We start from the raw sequence: 16,433 nt of genomic DNA on the forward strand, positions 1-16,433 counted from the left end.
GATCACGATCGGCACGATTTGCCACAAGTCATTAACCGCAAGTCATTTGCCGCAATTGATCGCGCAATGAATGGCCGCGAAAAAACCAGAAAGCGAATTACGCGGTAATTGCCATACGGGGAATGACTCGTGCCGCGATTCGCGCGTACCGATTGCAAACCGACAGCCGCATGCGACATATGTCACGCGAATCTCCGTTGCACAAATGCAACGAAAAGACGCAATGAAAAGCAGTGAGAAACCATTACCGCTGCTGTCCCGCGCTTTCTCCCATTCCATCGTTTCCACCCGGCTCTTTCCACCGCATGGCCCATTCTTATTCACTCGCGCAATTCACAATATAGTGAGAAAAAATCAAACTGATTCCACAGATACCCACCCTATTTTTTTGCCCAATTGCACACTTTGACGTTATCGTCTCGAAGCGACCTGAATTCGTAGATCAATAGGAGTCCCGTGTGCGGAATCGATTGACGTCCAGCATGAAGAAAGACCGCAAATCCGCAGTACTCGGCAGCCACCGCTCGCGTATTTCCAGACTCACTCCCAGGCTATCTCTTTGCATCAGCCTGCTGATGTTCGGCGCCGGCTACTCCGCTTATAGCGTTGCCGGCGTTTCGGTATTGCGTCCGCCGCGAGAAGCGCTCGCGAATAGTCCGCTCGAAGTCACGATCGTCTATTCCGGCGACACACCCAACGGCACCGAGGTCGACGTTCCGGCACAACTGAATATCTCGCTCAGCAATCCGGACGTGATACCGAGGCCGCTGGCGCTCGCGCGCGAAAGCGGCGCGCCCGATCATCTGAAGCTCGCCGCGGGAGAACTCAAGGCGGTCCGCTATATCGGCGCGTGGCCCGAATGGGCGCGCGGCGCGATGAAGATCGACGTGCCCGATCTCGACGTGTCGCCCTCGTTCGTCCTGCTCACGCGAGCGCCGCGCGGCAGGGGCACGGCGCTCGCGTCGGCTGACGGTACGCCGGACGCTGCGGCAAGCGTTTCGAAGAGCGAACCATCCCAAACCAGCCTGATCGCATCGTCGCCGGCACCGGCGCGCCCCGCCGCGCCGGTGCCCGAAATCAACAGCTTCCTCAGCCGCTTCTCCGCCTACGAGCCCATGTATTTCGCCGACGGCTCGAATGGCGAGAACCTCGCGAAATTCCAGCTGAGCTTCAAGTTCCGCCTCGTCACGCCGGACGATCCGCGCTCGCGAGGCTTCGCCGACAATCTTTATTTCGGCTATACGCAAACTTCGCTGTGGGATCTCGGCGCGTACTCCGCGCCATTCCGCGACACGAGCTATATGCCTGCGCTGTTCTATTACCTCGAAGACACGGGCTGGAAGAGCAAGTGGTGGAGCAAGATGGGGCTGATGGCCGGCTACGAACACGAGTCGAATGGACGCGACGGTCCCGAATCGCGCGGCATCGACATCTTCTTCGTCAAGCCGATCTGGGATTTCGGCGACCTCAACGGCAACCATCTGACCGTGGCGCCGAAGGTCTACTACTACGCCCATATTGCCGGCGAGAACCACGACATCACCGACTATCGCGGCTATATGGACCTGCTGCTCAAATACGGCAGCACCGACAGCTGGCAAATCGCGACGACGCTTCGCAAAGGCATGAAGGGCGGCAAAGGCAGTATCGATACGCAGTTCACCTATCCATTGGCGAAGCTCATCAATAACCGCTGGGGCGGCTTCCTGTGGGTCGGGTTCTTCACAGGATACGGAGAAGACATTCTCGACTACAATCAGCACCGCTGGATTGCGCGCATCGGCTATAGCATTACGCGCTAAGCCGGCGTTGTTCAGCCATGCAGACGAAGGGCCGCACGCGGCCCTTTTCTTTCGTCGATAACGGCGCCACCTCGTGCCGGAAGCTGATCGAAAGTTCTCCCGGGTTCTTCCCCGATCCCAACTCAAGCCCGACCGGAAGCTCACCAGAAGCTCACTTGAAGCTCATTCAGCCCGACCGAAGTTCGCCCAAAGCGAATTGCAATCTTCCGGGGCACGTCAATAATTAAGTAGCTTGTGAATCCTGTGTGCACGAACAGACGGGCACACTGCCGCGGATTTCTCTAGAGTTGAAGGGTCGCCGGTCAATCCGGGCTGGCCACGCCGCGCTGATTCGCCAGCGTACATTCAAACTCCAAGGAAAAACCAATGAAAACTGCTCTCCTTAAAGACGTGTCGACCATTTCCAACGGGCAAGCCGGGTTAGTCGTGCATCGAAATAGTGCACCGCTGATCCTCAAGAACGAAATTCACCCGGAACAGATCCGGGACAATCTGCCGGGCCGCCAAGGCGGCGTCGGCTTTCTGTTTCACGCCACCGACTGGGAAACGCTTTCATTTTCTTTTCACAACGTTCGTCCCCGGAGCGAATCGTTCGAAGAGGAACTCTGGAATACCAAGCCCTTTATCGCCTCGCCGATCTATTCGGGCTCACAGGTGATCGGCGCCAATATCGCGTGCCCGGTGCCGCTCGAAATGTGGCTGGGCAGTCCGCGCGGCATCAAGCGTTTCCGCGAAACGCAATTTTTTCCGGCACTCGAACTCGCCCGTGAAGCGGGACTCGGCATGATCGCGATGGGCGCCTCGACGCCGTACGCGTGCAATTACGGCGCGCTGCCGCGTCCGATCAAGCCGCCTCACATCACGACCGGCCACGCGGCCACCGCCGCGATGCTCAAGGACTGGGCGATGCACTGCTGCGACCAGCTCGACCTCGAATTCGGCAAGACGAAGCTCGCGCTGTTCGGCGCGGCCGGCCGGCTCGGTACGACGGTCGCCAAGTACCTGCTCTACAAGGACGCGCCGCGCGAACTGATCCTGATCGACCTGCCGGACAAGATGAACCTGCTGATCGACCAGGCGAGAGAACTGCTCGCGTCGGACCTGCTCGGCAAGTCGAAGGTCTCGGTGCATACGTTCAGCCCCGATACGCAACTGCCCGCCTTCGACGGCGCGATTCTCGCGAGCAGCACGAGCGTCCCCTACCTCACCGCCGCCGATCTCAAGCGCGCGCAGTTCTGGATCGACGACTCGCATCCGCGCGCGGCGAGCGTCGAGGCCGAACTCGCTTCGCGCGGCCATACGCTCTATATCGAATGCTTCGCCCGCGGCCCGGCCGGACTCGATACCGCGTTCCCGTTCCGGCTGCCGTCCACGCGCGACTGCTACACCTGCTTCGCCGAAGGCTATTCGGCCTGGCAGGAAGGTATCGCCTCCGATTTCATCATTGGCAGCCCGCCCGTGTGGTCCGTCTCTTATACTCACAGTCTCCTCAAGAAAAACGGCTTTTCGGTCGGTCCGTTCCACGGCAAGAACGGCGCGCCGGTCAGCCTCGAGGGACTGGAAGCGCATCGATTCAATACGCATGAATTGATGGGGTCGTAACGTGAACGGAGGCCTGATGGCGATATCACGCGAAACGATGCGGGATATGCTCGAAAGAAGCAGGTTTGCGATCCGGTGGGGAGGCGCACTCGGCCTCCTGTGCCACCCCATCTATTACGTCGTCTGGACCTACATCCTTCCGCAGCCCTACGACAACCTGATGCTGCGGCTCAGCGCGGCGGCCGTGTGCATTCCGCTGCTGTTCCAGTCGCGCTGGCCGAAGCGCGACAACCACTATCTGCTGATCTACTGGCATTGCTGCCTGATCTACGTGCTGCCGTTCGTCTGCACGTTTCTGACGGTCAGAAACGATTTCTCCACGATGTGGATGATGACCGAGGTCATGATGATCTTCATTCTGGCCTTGTGCATCGACAATCCGCTGCTGCTGATGGCCTGCATCGGCATCGGCGTGTTCTCCGGCGGCTTCGCCGCGGTGCTCAGCGCGCCGCACCCGGTCGTGCTCAGCGCCGAAGACAAATCGAATATCGCACTGCTGCCGGTGGTCGTGCTGTGCAGCATGGCGTTCAGCCACGCCATCAGCAAGGGGCGCATCTTCGTCGAAAAGAATCGCGCGCTGCAGGCGCTCGCGGGCTCCATCGCGCATGAAATGCGCAATCCGCTGAGCCAGCTGCGCCATGTGCTCGACCGCGTCCAGGAAGCGCTGCCCGCCGTGACCGAGCCCGGCGAAGCGACGACCCTCACGCACGGCCGGGCGTCCGTGCTGTACAACCATCTCGCCCAGGGGCAGTTGTCGATCGAGCGCGGCCTGCGCATCATCGCGATGACGCTCGACGAAGTCAGCGCGAAATCGATCCGCTCCGACAGCCTGAGCTACCTGCACGCGGCGGCCACCACGCGCAAGGCGCTCGAGGAATACGGCTTCGACAACGACAACGAGCGCGCGAAAATCAGCATCGCCGTCAGGAAAGACTTCATCTTCAAGGTCGACGAAACGGTCTATCTGTTCACGCTGTTCAACCTGATCAAGAACTCGCTCTATCACATTGCCCCGTATCCGCAGGCCACGCTCACGCTGATCGTCGAGCGCAATAAGGTGATCGTGCGCGACACTGGCGCAGGCATCGCCGCCGAGCTTATTCCGCATCTGTTCGAGCCGTTTCGCACGGCCGGCAATTCGGGCGGCACGGGGCTCGGGCTCGCCTACTGCCAGCGCGCGATGCGCGCGTTCGGCGGCAACATCGAATGCCAGTCGGAAGTCGGCAAGTTCACCGAGTTCACGCTGAGCTTTCCGGCCGTGTCGGCCGAGGAAGTCGCGGACCACGAGCGGCGGATCTTCGAGCGCGCGATGCCGGTGTTCCGCGGCAAGCGCGTGCTCGTCGTCGACGACGACAACACGCTGCGTGCCCGCACCCGCCGCGTGCTGACCAAGGCCGGTGCCTACGTGAGCGAGGCGCAAAGCGGCGAAGTCGCGCTCGCCACGCTGCGCCGCGCGTCGCCCTACGACCTCGTGCTGATGGACATCAGCATGCCGGGCCTGGACGGCTATGCGACGACCGAGCGGATTCGCGCCGAGCGCGAATGTCCGAACCGCAACGTGCTGATCGCGGCCTATACCGCCGAGCCCGGCAACGCGGTGCGCCTGCGCTCGCGCCGCGCCGGCATGGACGAGATCATCAGCAAGACGTCGAGCGTGCAGGAACTGATCACCGCGCTGCAGGCGCTGTTCGAGAACGGCACGCGGCACGATGCGGGGCTGCGGCCCGACGGCCTGATCGGCCGCTCGATCCTCGTCGCCGACGACGACACCTACAGCCGGCTCGTCGCGAAGGCCTATCTGGAGCGCTGCGGCGCGAGCGTGGTCGAGGCCGAACACGGCCAGGCCGTGCTGACGCGCCTGCAGGAAGACGGCTTTATCGACGCGATCCTGATGGACATGAACATGCCGGGCATGAGCGGCATCGACACGACGAAGGCGATCCGCGCGCGTACCGACGCCTACGCCACGGTGCCGGTCATCGCGCTCACGAGCCATTCCGACTCCGAATCGATCCAGGCCTGTCTCGCAGCCGGCATGAACGAAGTGATGATCAAACCGGTGCAGGCCGGCGCGCTCTATGCATGTCTCGCGCGCCAGTTCGGCACGCATGGTCAAGGCGCCGCGCAAGCGGCGGCGAGCCTCGCCGCAGCCACGCAGACGGAACCCGCGGACGCGCCGCTCGCGCCGACGATGCCAGATGCATCAATCACTCCCGCGAGCCCGCTTGCGGCCGTGCCCGAAGACAACCTGCTCGACGAGGAACATCTCGAAGAACTGGCCGCGCTCGATCTGCTCGACGAATCGTTCATCAACGGTATCGAGCAGATCCGCACGCTCGTGACGCAGCTCGTGGCGAGCACCGCGGCCGTCGACCTCAAGGCGACGCACGTGGCCTTGCATGCGCTGCTCGGCGTCAGCGGCAACATCGGCGCAAAGGCGCTGCATGGTTATGCGCGGCAGATCTATCCGCGCGTGATCGCGGGCGAGTGGCCGCTCGAAACCGACTGGCTCGCGCAAATCCGCGTGCTGAGCACGCGTTCGGCCGATGCGCTGCAGCGCCACCATGCAGCGGCGAACGCGCGGCACGATCATCGCGATGCGATGAGCGATTGAGCGTGCCCGAGGGTGAGCGGCGCGTGATGGTGCGCGATGGTGCGTGACGCGTGCGTAGCGTTGCCGGGTTGTGCCCAGCTCAACCCGGCACACCCCCCGCTCATTTCAATCGCCCGCGCCCTCGGCACGGCTCGTCAGGCTGGCAAAGCCGAGGTTCGGAAAGCCCATCGTGACCGTGGTGCCCTCTCCGACCGTCGATTCGACGCCGAGCCGCCCGCCGAACGACTGCATGATGCGATTGCAGAAGATCATCCCCATGCCATGCCCGCCGGCTCCAGCATAGGTCGTCACCGGGTCCTGCAGCAGCCGCGCCTTGACCTCGGGCGCGATCCCGGGGCCGTTGTCGCGCAGGCGGATCTCGGGCTCCGGATTCTCGACCACTTCGAGCCACAGCGACGGTGCGGCCGTGTCGCCGAGCGCGCGCAACGCATTCGACATCAGCGACGACAGCACGAGCGCGACGCAATTGGGCATCGCGCGCACGACGAAATCGCCCTGCACGTCGACCCGAATCCAGTCGCGCTGCGTGCCGACGAACGGGTAGGTGTCGAGCAGCGACGCGATCAGCCGGGTCGCCTTGATCTCGCGCCCGCCCGTCTCCGAGGCCGACGGCTGGCCGCCGCTCTTGTGCACGGTCGCCCAGAACGACGAGATCAGCGTGAGGCAATACTGCGCGTTGTCGAGCATCGAGCGCGCCGCGTCGCCGATCTCCTTCTGCCGGTCGGGATCGTACTGCTCGGCGACGTCGTTCTCGACCGAGCGCGCGAACAGCGAAATCGCCGCGAGCGGCGTGTTCAGTTCATGGGCGAGGAAGGCCAGCGTTTCGTCCATCGCGAGCAGACGCTGTTGCCGCGTTTCGCGTTCCGCGTAGCGCGCGATCGCCAGTTGCAGCACCTCGCGCACCTTCTCCGTGCGCAGCGGCTTTTCGAGAATGCGGAAGACGTCGCCGGTATTGACCGTTTGCAGCAGCATGTCCTTGTCCGCATAGGCGGTCACGAGGATGCGGATGATCTGCGGATACTCCTGCGCGACCTGGCGCAGCAGGTCGTCGCCGTCGCGGCCCGGCATCCGGTAGTCGGTCACGAGCACGGCGATCTCGGCGCCGTGCGTGCCGAGCAGCTCGATCGCCTCGTCCGCGCTCTGCGCGACGTGCACGCAGTAATCGGCACGAATCGCACGGGAGAAATGGTTGCGCGACATCTCCTCGTCGTCGACGAACAGAACGGAAAACGGTGGCTGCGTCGTGTCACTCATTGCTTTCCCAACGAATAGCGGTTGTTGCCGCCGATTATTGAACAGGTGTCCCCGCGAGGATCATATACAAAGCGGCGGCGCGGCGTGAACCCATGCGTGCCGTGCGAATCGCCCCTCTATGCGAGGCGCATCGATGCCTGGTGCAATGGCACCAGGGGCCGCCGCCCGTTGGCCCTTAGGCATCCCCATTGGCAGTAGTGGCTTCATGCATATCGTCGAATTACGATATATAATTCGTCCAGTAGCGATGCAATCGCGCGGGCGCCCTTCGGCGTTCCGTGTGCCGGTTGTCGAATCAGCTTGAAAACGATCCAGATGACGCCCGATTTCGACGCGATCCACAAAGCGCTGGCCAATCCGGTCCGCCGGGAGATTCTCGGCTGGCTGCGCGAGCCGGGCGTGCATTTCGCCGATCAGGAGTTCCCGCTCGAGCACGGCGTGTGCGCGGGCATGATCGACGAACGTTGCGGACTGTCGCAGTCCACCGTGTCGGCGCACCTCGCCGCGCTGCAGCGCGCGGGGCTCGTCACGTCGAAACGGGTCGGCCAATGGGTGTTTTTCAAGCGCAACGAGCCCGTCATTCAGGCGTTCCTCGAACACATGAACGCGCAGCTCTGAGCAGCGTATTCGCATCGCCGCGCTTCCTTTTTCACGCAGTCTTTCAAGGCGCCGGGCCCGGCCCGCCGCCAAAGGTGAACTCTCATGCCGACTCTTTTCGATCCGCTGCAAATTGGCGACCTTACGCTGTCGAACCGCATCATCATGGCGCCGCTCACGCGTCAGCGCGCCGAGGAAATCCGCGTGCCGAACGCGCTGATGGCGCGCCACTACGCCGAGCGCGCGAGCGCCGGCCTGATCCTCAGCGAAGCGACCTCGGTGACGCCGCAGGGCGTCGGCTACGCGGAAACGCCGGGCATCTGGTCGCAGGAACAGGTCGAAGGCTGGAAGCTCGTCACGCAGGCCGTGCACGATGCGGGCGGCAAGATCTTCCTGCAGCTGTGGCACGTCGGCCGCATTTCGGACCCGGTGTTCCTGAACGGCGAACTGCCGGTCGCGCCGAGCGCGATCGCGGCCGGCGGCCACGTGAGCCTCGTGCGCCCCGAGCGTCCGTTCGTGACGCCGCGCGCGCTCGAACTCGACGAAATCGCCGGCGTGGTCGAAGCGTTCCGCAAGGGCGCTGAAAACGCCAAGGCCGCCGGCTTCGACGGCGTCGAAATACATGGCGCGAACGGCTATCTGCTCGACCAGTTCCTGCAGGACAGCACCAACAAGCGCACCGACGCTTACGGCGGCCCGATCGAAAACCGCGCGCGGCTGCTGCTCGAAATCACCGACGCGTGCATCGGCGTGTGGGGCGCAAACCGCGTCGGCGTGCATCTGGCGCCGCGCCGCGATTCGCACACGATGGGCGATTCGGACCCGGCCGCGACGTTCGGCTATGTCGCGCGCGAACTCGGCAAGCGCAAGATTGCGTTCATCGCCGCGCGCGAAGCGCTCGGCGAGGACCGCCTCGGCCCGCAATTGAAGAAGGCATTCGGCGGCCCGTACATCGCGAACGAAAAGTTCACGAAAGAAACCGCGCAGCAGGTGCTCGACGCCGGTGAAGCGGATGCGGTGGCGTGGGGTCAGCTGTTTATCGCGAACCCGGACCTCGTGCGCCGCTTCGAGACCGACGCGCCGCTGAACAAGCCGAATCCGGCCACGTTCTACGCGCGCGGCGAAGTCGGCTATACCGACTATCCGACGCTGGAAGAAGTGCAGTAAGCAGCAGGTGGCATCAGCGGCAGCGCGGGCCGACCGCCGCTGCCGTCAAACCCGTATGGCAGGCGTGACCGGAGATCGCTTCGGTCACGCCCGCCGTTTTTTTGCGCCGGCAACACGCGCCCTCCAACGCGCCCGCCCCAACATGGCCGCGCGCGAGGCTACACTCGTGGCATCCCGCCACCTACCTCGCCGCTGCCGCCGATGAACCTGATGAACGCCTTGCAGATCGCGCTGCACCTCGACCAGCACCTGAGCACGCTGATCCTGCAATTCGGCTCCGCGGTTTATGCGCTGCTGTTCGTCGTCGTATTCGTCGAGTACGGTTTTCTGCCGCTGTTCTTCCTGCCTGGCGATCCGCTGATTTTCATCTGCGGCGCGCTGGCGGCCACCGGCGCGCTCAACGTCTGGATCGTCGCGCCCGTGCTGTTCGTCGCGACGGTGGGCGGCAGCATCGTCGGCTATGGGCTGGGCCGCGCGGTCGGCGAGAGGGTCTATACCTCGAACTACGCATGGCTGAACCGCGCCGCGCTGCAACGCGCGCACGCGTTCAGCGAAGCGCGCGGCCGCCTGACCTTCCTGCTGTCGCCGTACATCGCCGTGGTGCGCACGTTCGCGCCGTTCGCCGCCGGCGTCTCGCACATGACCTTCGCGCGCTTCGCGACCTATGTCACCGCCGGCGCCGCGCTATGGGTCGTCTCGCTGATCGCGGCCGGCTATCTGTTCGGCAACGTGCCGGTGGTCCACGAGCATCTGAGCACGCTGGTGCTGCTCGGCATCGTGCTCGGCGCCGCCATGCTGGCCGGCGGCGCGCTCTGGCGTTTTCTCGGCCGCCGCGCACGTGCCCGCTGATGTTGCTTGCTGAAGTCTCCCGCTCGCGTCGCCATGAGACTCGCCGGCCGGGTCATGCTCATCGCCCCTGGCTTGACCCGAACAAGATGTGAAGGTAACCTTCATAGTTAACCTTCACCTCATCTCGCCGCATGAGCACTCCCCCCTCGCCGGTAACACCGGAAGCGCTGCATGCGCTGGCCGAAGACCTGCGCGTGCTGAACAGCAAGCTGCGCCGGCGTCTGCGCGAAGAAGCCCACGTGGGCGACTTCACGCCGTCGCAGGTACAGGTGCTGACGCAGCTCGAACGCGAAGGCCCGGCGACCGTCAGCGCGCTCGCGCGTGCGCACGGCATGCGTCCGCAGTCGATGGGAGAAACGCTCGCGGCGCTGAAAGCCGCCGGGCTCGTGAGCGGCACGCCCGATCCCAACGACGGGCGGCAGACGGTTCTCTCGCTCACGCCGAGTTTTCGCAGGAAGGTCAAGGCAAGCCGCGCGGCGCGCGAAGACTGGCTGTATCGCACGATACAGACGCACTTCTCGCCGGCCGAGCAGCAACAACTCGCGACGGGCGTCGATCTGCTCAAACGCCTCGTCGATTCATAACGCGCGACCCGCATTCGCGCTCACCCTATTCGCCACTCGCAGGAGCACTCCATGGCACTCACCACTCTCGACGCCAGAACCGCACTGGTCGTCGTCGATCTGCAGCGCGGCGTCGTCGCGCTGCCCACCGCGCATCCGGCTGGCGAAATCGTCGAGCGTTCGGTCACGCTGCTCGACGCGTTCCGCCGCCACGGCCTGCCCGTCGTGCTCGTGAACGTCACGGCCGGCGCCCCGGGGCGCACCGAACAGGGCCGTCCCCCCGGCGATTTCCCGGCCGGTTTCGCGGACCTGCTGCCCGAGCTGAAGCAGCAGCCGTCGGACCACGTCGTGACCAAGCGCACCTGGGGCGCGTTCACGAACACGGACCTCGCCGCGTATCTGGACGGCCAGGGCGTCACGCAGGTGGTGCTCACCGGCATCGCGACCAGCATCGGCGTCGAATCGACCGCGCGCTTCGCGAGCGAACTCGGCCTGAACGTGACGCTCGTCGTCGACGCAATGACCGACCTCAACGCCGACGCGCACGTCAACAGCATCACGCGCATCTTCCCCCGCCTCGGCGAAACCGGCACGACGCAGGAAGTGCTCGCCCTGCTCGAAAGCTCACGCGCCTGAGCGGGGATCATCGAGCGGGTCAGCAGGCAGCTGTCGTAAGCAAGAGTCAGTCGTAAGCAGGTGCCGTAAGCAGGAGTCGTAAGCGGGCGCCATGAGCCCGTGCCATGAACAGCCGTCAGCGGCGGCCGTTCATGGCTCACATGTATGCACGCATGCGCGCCCACCATCCGGCGCCAAGGAAACCTTGCCGTGAGCTCCACGTTCCGTTCGCTGCGCAATTTCAACTACCGCGTCTGGGCGAGCGGCGCCATCGTCTCGAACGTCGGCACATGGATGCAGCGCACGGCGCAGGACTGGCTCGTGCTCACCGAACTCACGCATCACAACGCGACGGCGGTCGGCATCGTCATGTCGCTGCAGTTCGGCCCGCAGATGCTGTTGCTGCCGCTCACCGGCTATGCGGCCGATCACTTCGACCGCCGCAAGCTGCTGTTCGCGACCCAGGCGGCGATGGGCACGCTGGCGCTCGTGCTCGGTCTGCTCACCGTGACCGGGCTCGCGCAGTTGTGGCAGGTCTATCTGTTCGCGGGACTGCTCGGCTGCGTGACCGCCTTCGATTCCCCCGCGCGTCAAACCTTCGTCTCCGACCTGGTCGGCGAGGCCGATCTCGCCAATGCGGTCGGGCTCAACTCGACCTCGTTCAACGCCGCGCGCATGATCGGGCCGGCCGTCGCGGGCCTGCTGATCGCCTCGGTCGGCACCGGCTGGGTGTTCCTGATCAACGCGCTGTCGTTCGTCGCCGTGCTCGGCGCGCTGCGCATGCTGCGCCTGCACGAACTGCACAGCAAGCCGCTCGCGGTGCGCACGCGCGGCAGCTTCGTCGAAGGCTTCAAATACGTCTGGAAGCGCCCCGATCTGAAGGCGGCGCTGCTGATGCTGTTCCTGATCGGCACCTTCGGCCTGAACTTCCCGATCTTCATCTCGACGATGGCGGTCACCGCGTTTCATGCGGGCGCGGGCGAGTACGGCGTGCTCAGCTCGACGATGGCGATCGGCTCGGTCACGGGCGCGCTGCTCGCGGCGCGCCGCGCGCGGCCGCGCATGGCGCTGCTGCTCGGCGCCGCCTCGGTGTTCGGCGCCGGCTGCACGGCGGCTGCGCTGATGCCGAACTACGTGCTGTTCGGCCTCGTGCTCATCATCATCGGCGTCTCGACGCAAACCTTCACGACCTCGACCAACAGCCTCGTACAACTGACCACCGAGCCCGCGATGCGCGGCCGCGTGATCGCGATCCTGCTGGCGCTTTCGCTCGGCGGCACGCCGCTCGGCGCGCCGGTGGTCGGCTGGGTCGCCGATCATTTCGGGCCGCGCTGGGCGCTCGGCGTGGGCGCGGCCTCGGGCTTCAGCGCGGCGCTGGTCGGCCTCGCCTATCTGATGCGGCATCGCGGGCTGCGCTTTTACCTGGCAGGCGGGCGCCTGCGTTACAGCATCGACGACCCGCGCCCGGTCGCCGCCGCGGTCATGACGGATGCCGTGGCGACGGTGCAGCGCGGCACGCTCGACGCAGCCGAAGAGGATGCGGCTTCGAGCGTGTAAAACGCGCCGCGCCATGCAGTGGCCGAACCTCGGCGCTTCGACGCCTCAGAACCCGCCCACGCCGCGCGTGACGAGCGCATAAGGTCGCTCGTCAACTGCTCCCTGAGAAACTCGATGCACACCTGAATCCGCGCCGACGACGACAACCGCTCGGCCGTCACGGCCCACACGTCGGCCGGCTGCAGATACGCCGGCAGAATCCGCACGAGTTCGCCCGAGCGCAGGCTTTCGGCGACGTCCCAGATCGACACCATCACGATCCCGTAACCGTCCCGCGCCCATTGCACGACGATGTCGCTCAGATTCGACGCGACCGTGCCCGTCACCTTCACGCTCTTCTCGCCATGCGGCCCGGCGAGACGCCACACGCCGAAGCGGTCGTCGCGGCCGCGAAACAGCAGGCAGTCGTGCTGCGCGAGGTCGGCGGGGTCGAGCGGCACGCCGCGCCGCTCCAGATAAGCCGGCGAGGCGCACAGAATGCGCGCGCTCTCCACCATCTTGTGCGCGATCAGATGCGGCTCCTGCACTTCGCCGACGCGCACGTCGATGTCGAAGTTCTCGCCGACCACATCGGCGCGCCGGTCCAGCAGTTCGAGCCAGATTTCGAGGTTCGGGTGGCGCTCGCGCAGCATCGTGAGAATCGGCGAGACGTGCTTGCGGCCGAGCCGCAGGCTCGTGCTGATGCGCAGCACGCCGCGCAGCTCCGTGCGGCGATCGGCGAACGCGTCGGTCATGCCCTGCACGTCGTCGAGAATTTTCTGCGCCCACTGCAAAGCGGTTTCGCCATCGCTCGTCACGCTCACGCTGCGCGTGGTGCGCTGAAACAGCTTCACGCCGAGACCGGCCTCGAGCATCGCGATGCGCTTGCTCACATGCGACGGCGACAGGCCCATTTCCGTCGACGCCGCGACGAAGCTGCCGCGCCGCGCGATATGGCAAAACAGCTGCAGATCGCGCAGGAAGGATTCATTCGTGGCTGTGAGCGCATTCTGATTTGACATCTGGTCGCATTGTGTCAGGACGGAACTCTATTACCCTAGTCGTAACGGCTGAGTTGAGCAAGCGCCGGTCGGCAAGCCCAGGCGATTCATGCCGCACCGCGGCAACGCCCACCAGGAAAGTCCTGGCTTGCGAAGTCCTGCATTACAGGCGCCAATGATCCAGCCATAGAAGCTGACAAAAACACACTCTGATCAGGAGACGATATGGAAACGAACGCATCGGCAAGCGGCGGGCACGGCTCGCAGGCTCGCAAGGCAACCGCCAGCGGCTGGATCGGCTCGGCGCTCGAGTACTACGACTTCTTCATCTACGCTCAGGCCGCGGCCCTGATCTTCCCTCAGTTGTTCTTCCCTTCCGGCAATCCGAAGATCGCGATCGTCGCCTCGCTCGCCACCTACGGCGTCGGCTACGTGGCGCGGCCGATCGGCGCGCTCTTTCTCGGGCACTGGGGCGACACGCACGGCCGCAAGAACGTGCTGCTCCTCTGCATGTTCCTGATGGGGCTCTCGACGATGGCGGTCGGCCTGCTGCCGACCTATCACCAGATCGGCTTCCTCGCGCCGGTGCTGCTCGTCGTGCTGCGCCTGATCCAGGGCTTCGCGGTCGCCGGGGAAATCTCGGGCGCCAGTTCGATGATTCTCGAACACGCGCCATTCGGGCGGCGCGGCTACTACGCAAGCTTCACGCTGCAAGGCGTGCAGGCCGGGCAGATTCTCGCCGCCGCGGTGTTCCTGCCGCTCGCCTATTACATGGACGACAGCTCGTTCAACTCGTGGGGCTGGCGCATCCCGTTCCTGCTCAGCTCGGTCGTGCTGATCGCCGGCTACATCATCCGCCGCGAAGTCGAGGAAACTCCGGCGTTCGAGAAGGAAGACGCGAGCGGCGGCGTGCCGCGCTCGCCGATCGTCGAGGCATTCAAGTACAACTGGGCCGACATGCTGCGCGTGGTGCTGTGCTCGCTGATGAACGTGATCCCGGTGGTCGCGACGATTTTCGGCGCGGCCTATGCGGTGCAGGCGTCGTACGGGATCGGCTTTTCGAAGAGCGTGTACCTGTGGATTCCGGTGGTCGGCAACATCGTCGCGGTGCTCGTGATTCCGTACGTCGGCAATCTGTCCGACCGTATCGGGCGGCGTCTGCCGATCATCGTCGGCGCGCTCGGCTCCGGGCTGCTCGCCTTCGGCTACCTCTACGCGATCAGCATCCGCAACGTGCCGCTCGCGATGGTGATGTCGATCCTGATGTGGGGCGTCATCTACCAGGGCTACAACGCGATCTTCCCGAGCTTCTATCCGGAACTGTTCCCGACCCGCTCGCGCGTCTCGGCGATGGCGATCGGCCAGAACGTCGGCACGACGATCACCGCGCTGCTGCCCGCGCTGTTCGCCTACGTCGCGCCGCCGGGATCGAACAACGTGCCGCTCACGATCGGCGCGATCACGTTCGGCATCACGATCGTCTGCGCGATCACCGCGTGGAACACCCGCGAAAACTTCCGCGTGAAGCTCAGCGACCTCGGCGAGAAAGACGCGGTGCCGATCGACAAGCAGAGCTACGAGACGATGCGCGCACAAAGCATGGCCGACGCGAAAAAGGCCGTTGCCTGAGCCCCGGCTTGAACCTGAACTCGAGCCCGAGCTTGAACCTGAACCTGGGCTCGAACGGATTTTTTTAAACCCACTTCATTGCACCGACTTCAGAGGAACCGCTTCATGAACAGCACCCGGATCGCCGTGGCCGGCGCGGGCTACATCGGCCGCGCGCATATGGCCGTCGCGCAACGCAGCGCCACCGGCATGCTCTCGGCGATCGTCGACCCCTCACCCGCCGCCGCCGCGATCGCGGCCGAGGCCGGCGTGCCGCTCTACCGCACGCTCGACGAACTGCTCGAACGCGACCGTCCCGACGGCGTGATTCTGGCGACGCCGAACCAGTTGCACGTCGAGCACGCCTCGCGCTGTCTCGCGGCCCGGGTGCCGACGCTGCTCGAAAAGCCGATTGCGCCGAGCGTCGAGGAAGCCGAGGCGCTCGTGGCCGAAGCGGACGCGAGCGGCGTGCCGCTGCTGATCGGCCATCATCGCGCGCACAGCCCGATCATGGCGCGCGCGCGGCAGCTGATCGACGAAGGCCGGCTCGGCCAGCTCGTCGCGGTCATGGGCAGCGCGGTGTTCTTCAAGCCCGACGAGTATTTCGCCGACGCCGAATGGCGGCGCCAGCCGGGCGGCGGCCCGATTCTGCTGAACATGATTCACGAGGTGCACAACCTGCGCATGCTGTGCGGCGATATCGTCGCGGTGCAGGCTTTCTCGTCGCATGCGACGCGCGGCTTTCCGGTCGAAGACACGGTGGCGATCAACCTGCGCTTCGCCAACGGCGCGCTCGGCAGCTTCATGCTGTCCGACACGGCCGCGAGCGCGCGCAGCTGGGAGCAGACCTCGCAGGAAAACAAGGCGTACCCGTCGTATGCCGATGAAGACTGCTACGTGATCGCCGGCACGTTCGGCTCGCTCTCGGTGCCGACGATGCGCCTGAAAACCTACGGCAAGGCCGAGGACCGTTCGTGGTGGAAGCCGTTCGACGTCAGCGTTGCCGAAATGACGCGCGACGATCCGCTCAAGCTGCAGCTCGAACACTTCGTGCGCGTGATTCGTCGCGAGGAACCGCCGCTCGTCAGCGCGCGCGACGGCTTGCAGAATCTGCGCATTACCGAGGCGATCGTCGAGGCGGCCAGAACGGGCTCGGTCGTCGAAACGGTGTCCACGGCGGCGGCCGCGCATTAAAATGCGCAGGCAGGCTGCAACCCTTCAATTC

12 protein-coding genes and 1 pseudogene are annotated in these 16,433 nt (G+C 64.8%); 11 read left to right on the forward strand and 2 right to left on the reverse strand.

Features of this window, described 5'->3' with window-relative positions; genetic code table 11:
* Window positions 1-458: 458 nt before the first annotated feature.
* From F3J19_RS29745 to F3J19_RS29755, 3 genes are all read left to right on the forward strand, one after another.
* Window positions 459-1,802 (forward strand): phospholipase A, encoded by a 1,344-nt coding sequence (locus tag F3J19_RS29745; RefSeq protein ID WP_345891076.1) that lies wholly within the window; start codon window positions 459-461, stop codon window positions 1,800-1,802.
* A 366-nt stretch (window positions 1,803-2,168) separates the two neighbouring features.
* Entirely contained in the window at window positions 2,169-3,404 is a 1,236-nt protein-coding gene (locus tag F3J19_RS29750) for a hypothetical protein (protein WP_167049627.1), read from the forward strand.
* A gap of 16 nt (window positions 3,405-3,420) precedes the next feature.
* Window positions 3,421-6,018: a hybrid sensor histidine kinase/response regulator gene (locus F3J19_RS29755; RefSeq protein WP_167049629.1), complete on the forward strand. Its 2,598-nt coding sequence runs from the start codon at window positions 3,421-3,423 to the stop codon at window positions 6,016-6,018.
* A gap of 105 nt (window positions 6,019-6,123) precedes the next feature.
* Here the strand turns inward: F3J19_RS29755 and F3J19_RS29760 are convergent, their stop codons facing one another.
* Window positions 6,124-7,272 carry a hybrid sensor histidine kinase/response regulator gene (locus F3J19_RS29760; RefSeq protein ID WP_167049631.1) on the reverse strand — a complete coding sequence of 383 codons (1,149 nt, stop codon included), beginning with the start codon at window positions 7,270-7,272 and terminating at the stop codon, window positions 6,124-6,126.
* Between the two features lie 315 nt (window positions 7,273-7,587).
* On the opposite strand from F3J19_RS29760, the gene F3J19_RS29765 reads away from it, so the two are divergent.
* The 6 genes from F3J19_RS29765 (at window position 7,588) to F3J19_RS29790 (ending at window position 12,620) form a co-directional block, all read left to right on the forward strand.
* Window positions 7,588-7,890: a helix-turn-helix transcriptional regulator gene (locus F3J19_RS29765; protein ID WP_167049682.1), complete on the forward strand. Its 303-nt coding sequence runs from the start codon at window positions 7,588-7,590 to the stop codon at window positions 7,888-7,890.
* 84 nt (window positions 7,891-7,974) lie between these two features.
* Complete coding sequence (locus tag F3J19_RS29770; RefSeq protein ID WP_167049633.1) at window positions 7,975-9,036, forward strand: alkene reductase; 1,062 nt, start codon at window positions 7,975-7,977, stop codon at window positions 9,034-9,036.
* A 201-nt stretch (window positions 9,037-9,237) separates the two neighbouring features.
* Complete coding sequence (locus F3J19_RS29775) at window positions 9,238-9,885, forward strand: VTT domain-containing protein (protein WP_167049635.1); 648 nt, start codon at window positions 9,238-9,240, stop codon at window positions 9,883-9,885.
* Between the two features lie 131 nt (window positions 9,886-10,016).
* Window positions 10,017-10,469, forward strand: a complete 453-nt coding sequence (locus F3J19_RS29780; RefSeq protein ID WP_167049637.1) for a MarR family transcriptional regulator — start codon at window positions 10,017-10,019, stop codon at window positions 10,467-10,469.
* A gap of 51 nt (window positions 10,470-10,520) precedes the next feature.
* A complete protein-coding gene (locus F3J19_RS29785) occupies window positions 10,521-11,084 on the forward strand; it encodes a cysteine hydrolase (protein WP_167049639.1) in 564 nt (187 codons plus the stop codon).
* A gap of 189 nt (window positions 11,085-11,273) precedes the next feature.
* Complete coding sequence (locus F3J19_RS29790; RefSeq protein ID WP_167049641.1) at window positions 11,274-12,620, forward strand: MFS transporter; 1,347 nt, start codon at window positions 11,274-11,276, stop codon at window positions 12,618-12,620.
* 45 nt (window positions 12,621-12,665) lie between these two features.
* Here F3J19_RS29790 and F3J19_RS29795 read toward each other — a convergent pair.
* Window positions 12,666-13,621, reverse strand: a pseudogene (locus F3J19_RS29795) (LysR family transcriptional regulator).
* A 204-nt stretch (window positions 13,622-13,825) separates the two neighbouring features.
* Here F3J19_RS29795 and F3J19_RS29800 point away from each other — a divergent pair.
* Both F3J19_RS29800 and F3J19_RS29805 read left to right on the forward strand, forming a co-directional pair.
* The gene (locus F3J19_RS29800; RefSeq protein WP_167049643.1) at window positions 13,826-15,229 is read left to right on the forward strand and encodes an MFS transporter; all 1,404 of its coding nucleotides are present in this window, start codon (window positions 13,826-13,828) and stop codon (window positions 15,227-15,229) included.
* Window positions 15,230-15,334: 105 nt separating this feature from the next.
* On the forward strand, window positions 15,335-16,402 hold the full coding sequence (locus F3J19_RS29805; protein WP_167049645.1) for a Gfo/Idh/MocA family oxidoreductase: 1,068 nt from the start codon (window positions 15,335-15,337) through the stop codon (window positions 16,400-16,402).
* Window positions 16,403-16,433: the final 31 nt, after the last annotated feature.

The sequence above is a fragment of the Burkholderia sp. Ax-1724 genome (assembly GCF_011752995.1).
Lineage (GTDB): Bacteria > Pseudomonadota > Gammaproteobacteria > Burkholderiales > Burkholderiaceae > Paraburkholderia.